The organism is Pseudomonas sp. Choline-02u-1 (assembly GCF_002836515.1).
Classification (GTDB): Bacteria; Pseudomonadota; Gammaproteobacteria; order Pseudomonadales; family Pseudomonadaceae; genus Aquipseudomonas.
Genome location: NZ_PJBC01000002.1, coordinates 55,967 through 62,807 on the forward strand (window position 1 = coordinate 55,967; position 6,841 = coordinate 62,807).

The following is a 6,841-nucleotide window of genomic DNA, read 5'->3' on the forward strand; positions in this document are numbered from 1 at the left end:
AGTGCCAAGGCCTATCTGTCAGCCCATTTGACCGGAATAGACGCTGCGCCGCGGCTGCGGGCTGGGTAAGATCCGCGCATCCCTTTCTCGCTTTCCGAGGTTGCCATGCGCCTTTGCGATTTGCTCGATGCTGTCCGCCAACAACCTGAAGTGACCATCCCCGCCGAATGGGGTCAGGGGCGGGCCAGTTTTGGCGGGCTGGTGGCCGCGCTGCAATTTGAAGCCATGCGTGCCAGAGTGCCGACGGAGCGCCCGGTGCGTTCGCTGGCGATCACGTTTGTCGGCCCGGTCGAGCCGGGAGTGCCGGTGAGTTTCGAAGTCGACGTGTTGCGCGAAGGCAAAGCGGTCAGCCAGGTGTTGGGCCGTGCCATGCAAAATGGCCAAGTGGTGACGATCATTCAGGGCAGCTTCGGTGCCTCGCGGCCCTCGGAAGTCGCCGTCCAGGCCTATCCAGCGCCCACCATGAAACACTGGGACGAGTGCCAGGAGCTGCCGTACATCAAAGGCGTGACCCCGGAATTCATGCGCCATCTGGCCATGCGCTGGAGCGTCGGCGGCATTCCATTCTCCGGCACGGCATCGCGCTTGATGGGCGGTTGGGTGCGGTTGCGTGGGGATGTCAAAGAGGAGCCGGTCAACGAGGCGCATCTGCTGGCGCTGGTGGATGCCTGGCCGCCGGCGCTGTTGCCGTATCTGAAAAAGCCTGCACCGGGTAGCACGCTGACCTGGACCATTGAATTCGTGCAGCCGTTACACGACTTGAGCACGCTGGACTGGTGCCAATATCTGGCGGATATCGAATACGCGGCCGACGGTTACGGTCATGTCGCCGCCAAACTGTGGAGCGCGAAGGGAGAGTTGATTGCGATGAGTCGCCAGACTGTGACCATCTTTGCCTGAATCAATGCCGACGATGGCGCTCACGCCAGGCGCGCCACCAGCCGCCGCTGAGAAAGAACCGCGGAAAGGTCAGGAATTGTTCGACCAGCAACCGTGAAACTGCATCCTGGCGATCACTGAACGGCTCGGAGGCTTGCGCCTCCAGGCTATGGCCGTGGCGCTGCAGCCCCAGCGCCGCGACAATCCCGATCACACCGATGGCGACGCTGGCCAGACTCAGGCTGAACACCCCCGACACGATCAGCAGAAACGCCACGATGAACAGCGGCACGGCAATCAGGTGCAGGACCAGATTGGTCGGGTGCTGATGATTGCCCGGGTAGGCGCGCCATTGCCACGCGGGAAGGTTGGGGTGACGTTTGCCCATGTTTACTACTCCTCGATCCATGTTGAACTGCATGGTTGAAGAATAGGCCCGGGCGCGGAGGGCGGCGAATCAAGGTTGGCTATTGGCATCATAGCCATGATGGACAAAAAAGATCGCAGCCTTCGGCAGCTCCTACATTTTGAAATGCGTTCCCCCTGTAGGAGCTGCCGAAGGCTGCGATCTTTTGATCTTGATTTTTGATCTTAAAGCTTCAACTGGCCTATCGCCTTGTTCAATTCCCCGGCCATCGTCGCCAACTCATTACTGGTCGTCGCCGACTCCACTGTCTGCTGCACGGTGTTTTCGGTCACATCACGAATACTCACCACCGCCCGGTTCATCTCCTCGGCAACCTGGCTCTGCTGTTCCGCCGCGACGGCAATCTGCGTATTGCTTTCGCGCATCTGCGCGACTGCGCCGGTGATTTGCGCCAGCGCCGCGCCAGCTTCCTGGGCCTGCTGCACGCAGTCGTCGGCCTTGTACGAACTCTCCTGCATGAAATCCACCGCATCGCGGGTGCCGGCCTGCAACGCGGCGATCATGCCGGTGATCTCGTCAGTGGACGCCTGCACGCGCTTGGCGAGGTTGCGCACCTCATCGGCGACCACGGCAAAGCCGCGACCCATCTCCCCGGCGCGGGCGGCTTCGATCGCCGCATTGAGCGCGAGCAGATTGGTCTGTTCGGCGATGCTGTGAATCACGCTGACCACGCCGCTGATCTTCTGGCTGTCCTCGGCCAGGCGTTGAATCATTTCCGCCGTTTGCTGCACGCCGCTGGACAACCCGGCAATCGATTGCTGCACCCGCGCCACCACCTGCTGACCACTGCCGGCGAGGCCGTCGGCGGTTTTCGACAGATCGCGCGTGGCGCCCGCATGTTGAGCGATGTGATAAACGGTGGCGGTCATTTCGTTGATCGCGGTGGCAGCCTGATCGGTTTCGCTCTGCTGACCGAGCATGCCGTGACGCACATCGTTCATGCTTGAGGCCAGCCGCGCGGCACCGACATCCAGTTGCCTCGCGGTGTTGGCAACAGTGTTCACGACGCGTTGATAACCGGCCTGCATGGCATTGAAGGCATTGGCCATCTGCCCGACTTCATCTTTGCCCACCAGTGGTACGCGAGCTGACAGATCGCCGGTTTTTTCAACGTGCAGCATCACGTCTTTCAAGGTGTTGAGCTGGCTGAGCAGAAAGCGGATCAACAGTTGCGAAGCGCCGAGCATTGCCAGCATCAGAATCAAGACCGCCAGCGCATAGTTGGCGAAGCGTTCGCTGAATACTTGGCTCAGGCTCGGCGCATAGGCAATGACCGCCACTTGTTCGCCATCGGCACGGCTGAATACCTCGGCGCCGATCAACGGATTTTCGCCGAGCAGTGGCAGAGGATTGATGGTGTTCCAGCCGATGCTGCCGCTGATTTCCAGCAGCGGTTGATCGTTCAGACGCGGCGCTTCACCGGGCTTGAAGGTCAGCACCTGAGCGGACTTGGGCAACGGTTGCCCGGACGGCCAGGCCTTGAGCAACTGCGCCTGCGCCTGGGCGGATGCCTGCGCGGCGTGGCTGCGGGCCTGTTGTTCGAGGTGTACGGCGTACAAAACCAACAGCAGGGTGGTGACAAAGGCGACCGCGTTGACCGCCCAGAATTTGTATTTCAGCGAGATATTGCTAAGCCAGGCACCCATGGAGGTCTTCTCTGATAGCGGAAACAGTTTTGGCAAGGTGCCATTATTGTGCCGCTATTCAGAAAACCATTTTTTGATGCGGATCAACAGATCAAAGATCAACAGATCGCAGCCTTTGGCAGCTCTTGCATTGGCACGGCGTACATTCTGTAGGAGCTGCCGAAGGCTGCGATCTTTTGCGGTTTACACCAACATCGGAAGATTAAAAAACGCCCGGGCACACGCGGTGGTATGCGCGGCCAGCGCTTCCTCGGTCTCGCCGCGATGCAACGCCACCTCGCGCAGCACTTCGGTCAGGTACGCCGGCTCGTTACGGCCGTTTTTCGGCTTCGGCCGCAGCGTGCGCGGCAACAGATACGGCGCGTCGCTTTCCAGCATCAGCCGTCCCGGCTTGATCTCTTTCACCAGCGAATGCAGATGCGTGCCCCGGCGTTCGTCGCAGATCCACCCGGTTATACCGATGTGCAGATCCAGATCGAGGTAGCTGAACAAGGCCTTTTGCTCGCCAGTGAAGCAGTGCACCACCGCCGCCGGCAGTTGATCGCGGAAGTCCTTGAGGATCTCCAGCAGGCGCTGGCTGGCATCGCGCTCGTGCAGGAACACCGGCAATTGCAGTTCGACGGCCAGCGCCAGATGTTCTTCCAGGACCTTTTCCTGTTGCGGGCGCGGGGAGAAGTCGCGGTTGAAATCCAGCCCGCATTCGCCCACCGCGACGACGCTGGATTCGTTCAACAGACTGCGCAGGCGGCGCGCGCTGTCGGCGTTCCAGTCGCTGGCCGAATGGGGGTGAATACCGGCGGTGGCGAACAGCTGTTTGCCGCTTCCATCCAGTTGCTGGCACAGTTCCAGCGCCTGCTCGCTGCCCTCGACGCTGGTGCCGGTCAGCACCAGTTGGCAGACGCCGGCGGCATAGGCGCGGTCGAGTACGGCCTGGTGTTTGTCGGCGAAACTGGGGTTGGTCAGGTTGACGCCGATATCGATGAGTTGCATGGTGCTACCTCGGGCCGAAGGCCGGAAAGCATATCAGAGCTGTAGATTTATAAGAAAAGCCAAGAACTACAACGAGTTAAGGCTGTCTGTTGAGGCCGCGAAAGACTCCGGGGTGGCGACAATGCCATCACTGTGCCAGTCTCTCGCACTTTACCAGCGCACAAAGCGCTCTGTTTTCGTCGGTGATGTCGTCTCTTTTGCGACGCAATCGCCCCGTATTCTTTTCGGAGAGTGGATGCATCGTCCCTCGGTTCTGCTGCTGTTGTGTGCTGCGTTGCTGCTGCCGATGACGGCGGTCGCGCGCCTGCCCGGGCCGCTGCAAGCCGTGCCGGCAAGCAAGGTCCGCGATCTCTCCGAAATTCGCAGCAGCCGCGTATTGCGGGTGCTGGTCAATCAGAGCCGTAACAGCTCCGGCGAGGTCCAGGGCCAGGCGATTGGTGTCGAATACCATCGCCTGCGCGCCTTCGAGCAATACCTTAACGGCCATGCCCGCGACGGCCAGGAAGTCACCCTCAAAATCATTCCCAAAGCCAAGGATCAACTGCTCGGCGCTTTACAGCGCGGCGAAGGCGATATGGTCGCGCCCGGTGAATTGCTCGATCTGCCCTCGGGCTATGCGGTCGCCAGCAGCGAACCGATTGCCAGCAACGTGCCGCTGGTGCTGGTCGGCATCAAGGGCCAGCGCCGCTATACCAAGGTTGAGCAACTGTCCGGCAAAACCCTGGCGCTGCCCACCGGCAGTGCGGCGGGGGAGGTGGTCAGCCAGCTCAACCAGAAACTGGCGTTGCACAAACTGGCGCCGATCAATATTGAATGGGTTGATCCGACGCTGGCCGTTGAGGACGTGCTGGAGATGGTCCAGGGCGGGATTTTCCACCTGACCATCGTCGAGCAACCGATTGCCGAGCGCTGGGGCAAGATCCTGCCGAAGCTGCGCCTTGATCGGCAATTGAGCCTGGGCGAGCCGGGCGAGGAGCATTGGTTCGTGCGCCGCGATGCGTCGATGTTGCGCGCGAGCATCGACCGCTTTCTTACCGGCTACAAGAAGCCGTCGGACGAAGACGCCGCGTTCCTGCGCATCTATCGCCGTCTCTATCAAGTGCACAATCCGCTGGCCAAAGGTGATCGCCAGCGACTGGAAAAACTTCGTCCGACCCTGCAAAAGCACGCCGACGCTCAGAACATGGACTGGCTCAACCTGGCGGCGCTGGCGTTCAAGGAGTCGCGCCTGCAGCCCAACGCCCGCAGTGGCAGCGGCCCGACCGGGCTGATGCAGATCACCCCGTCTGCCGCGCAACGGGTCGGCGTGAGCAATATCCAGAATCTCGATGCGAATGTTCAGGCCGGCGCCAAGTACCTGGCGATGATCCGCCGCAAGTTTTTCAGCAGCCCGAAACTCAACGAGCGTGAGCGCATGGCTTTCACCCTCGCCGCTTATAACATCGGCCCCGAGCGCGTGCAGGGCATGCGCGCCGAAGCCCGACGCCGTGGCTTGAATCCCAATCAGTGGTTTTTCCAGGTTGAACGCATTGCCATGGAGCAGGTGGGAATGGGCGCCGTCAGCTATGTTAATAGCGTGAACAAGTATTACCTGGCATTCGATCGGGAGCGCGAGTCGCTCGAGCCCCGGCAGCAGAAAGTGGTCAGTCGGAAATAATCTAATAATCCGATTCTTATGGCGCATTTTTTGCGCTTTAAACATGAAATAAACTGATTAATATAGCGACCAACCCAAACACACAAACACTTCTGCACAACAAGGAATGCCCCATGAGTTCTCTGATCAACAAGGTTCTGTTCACCCGCGCCGGTTACGGCCTGACTGTCCTGCGCATTGCTGTCGGCGTGATCTTCGCCGCCCACGGTTCGCAGAAACTCTTTGGTCTGTTCGGTGGCTACGGCCTGGCCGGCACTGCGCAATGGATGGAAAGCATCGGCCTGACCCCGGGTTATCTGATGGCCTCGCTGGCCGGCGGTACGGAATTCTTCGCCGGTCTGGCACTGATTATCGGCCTGCTGGTACGCCCGGCGGCACTCGGTCTGGCGTTCCTCTCGCTGGTGGCAATCTTCTCGGTGCACATCGGCAACGGTCTGTTCATGGCCAACAACGGTTATGAATTCGCCCTGGCGCTGCTGGCCGGTAGCATCGCGGTACTGATCGAAGGTGCCGGCAAGCTTTCGGCGGATCGCGCCATCGCCGGTTGAAGGCTCTGGCTCAAGGGAAAGGCCCGCATTGTGCGGGCCTTTTTTGTTGCGGGCGATTCTTGACACTGGTTGGTCACGTTCTCTAGGATGTTGCTCATGCGCCGATTTAAACAGCTACTTGCGGGGCGCCAGGTGACTTCTACAGTTACCGTCAGAAGCCGGAACAGGGCTTCGAAATACCGCTAAAGCGCTGGTTCGGTGTTGCCTCTCACCTGCCATGCAGACTTTTGAGGCAGAGACACGACACGATGAACGCACTACACCCTCCTGCACGTCCCGCGCCGATCACGGCTCACGTCACCCAGCGCAACCCGAAAATCCTTCTTGGCGGCAAACATCAGCCGACGCTCTTGCGTTATCTCGATGGCTGGCCGCGTCGCAGCGGCGGTCCTGCCGCGTTCCTGATTCAGTTCGTCGACGACGGCGAGTCGCTGGCGCGTTTCGCCACTGACAGTTTTGATCTGGCCGTGATTCAGGCGCCGAGCGCAGAAGATGCGCCGCAAATGATCAAGCAACTGATCCGCGTCGCGCGGCAGGGTCTGATCACTCGGCGCTGAGGCGACGGGGCAGAGTCAGCCCGCAATCGCCCGCCCCTTGCCAGTGGCCGCTGGTTGAAAATCTCTTATGGCGGCCACTGGCGAACAGACAGAATTTGCCCCGTACAGCGTCGACGAATGCGAGCGTTCTCCCCGTA

At 60.4% G+C, this 6,841-nt stretch carries 7 protein-coding genes; 4 read left to right on the forward strand and 3 right to left on the reverse strand.

All coding sequences use genetic code 11. The features are described 5' to 3' along the window. Window positions 1-105 precede the first annotated feature (105 nt). Window positions 106-900, forward strand: a complete 795-nt coding sequence (locus tag CXF97_RS01375; RefSeq protein ID WP_101155460.1) for an acyl-CoA thioesterase II — start codon at window positions 106-108, stop codon at window positions 898-900. Between the two features lies 1 nt (window position 901). On the opposite strand, the gene CXF97_RS01380 is transcribed toward CXF97_RS01375, so the two are convergent. The 3 genes from CXF97_RS01380 to CXF97_RS01390 form a co-directional block, all read right to left on the reverse strand. Beyond that, the gene (locus CXF97_RS01380; RefSeq protein WP_042607903.1) at window positions 902-1,267 is read right to left on the reverse strand and encodes an Mpo1-like protein; all 366 of its coding nucleotides are present in this window, start codon (window positions 1,265-1,267) and stop codon (window positions 902-904) included. Between the two features lie 203 nt (window positions 1,268-1,470). Next, complete coding sequence (locus tag CXF97_RS01385) at window positions 1,471-2,952, reverse strand: methyl-accepting chemotaxis protein (protein WP_101155462.1); 1,482 nt, start codon at window positions 2,950-2,952, stop codon at window positions 1,471-1,473. A 183-nt stretch (window positions 2,953-3,135) separates the two neighbouring features. After that, window positions 3,136-3,942 (reverse strand): TatD family hydrolase, encoded by an 807-nt coding sequence (locus CXF97_RS01390; RefSeq protein WP_101155464.1) that lies wholly within the window; start codon window positions 3,940-3,942, stop codon window positions 3,136-3,138. 235 nt (window positions 3,943-4,177) lie between these two features. On the opposite strand from CXF97_RS01390, the gene CXF97_RS01395 reads away from it, so the two are divergent. From CXF97_RS01395 to CXF97_RS01405, 3 genes are all read left to right on the forward strand, one after another. Then, window positions 4,178-5,599: a transglycosylase SLT domain-containing protein gene (locus CXF97_RS01395; RefSeq protein ID WP_101155466.1), complete on the forward strand. Its 1,422-nt coding sequence runs from the start codon at window positions 4,178-4,180 to the stop codon at window positions 5,597-5,599. Window positions 5,600-5,712: 113 nt separating this feature from the next. Next, a complete protein-coding gene (locus tag CXF97_RS01400) occupies window positions 5,713-6,147 on the forward strand; it encodes a DoxX family protein (protein WP_039759946.1) in 435 nt (144 codons plus the stop codon). A 248-nt stretch (window positions 6,148-6,395) separates the two neighbouring features. Next, window positions 6,396-6,704, forward strand: a complete 309-nt coding sequence (locus tag CXF97_RS01405; RefSeq protein ID WP_101155468.1) for a hypothetical protein — start codon at window positions 6,396-6,398, stop codon at window positions 6,702-6,704. The last annotated feature ends 137 nt before the right edge of the window (window positions 6,705-6,841 follow it).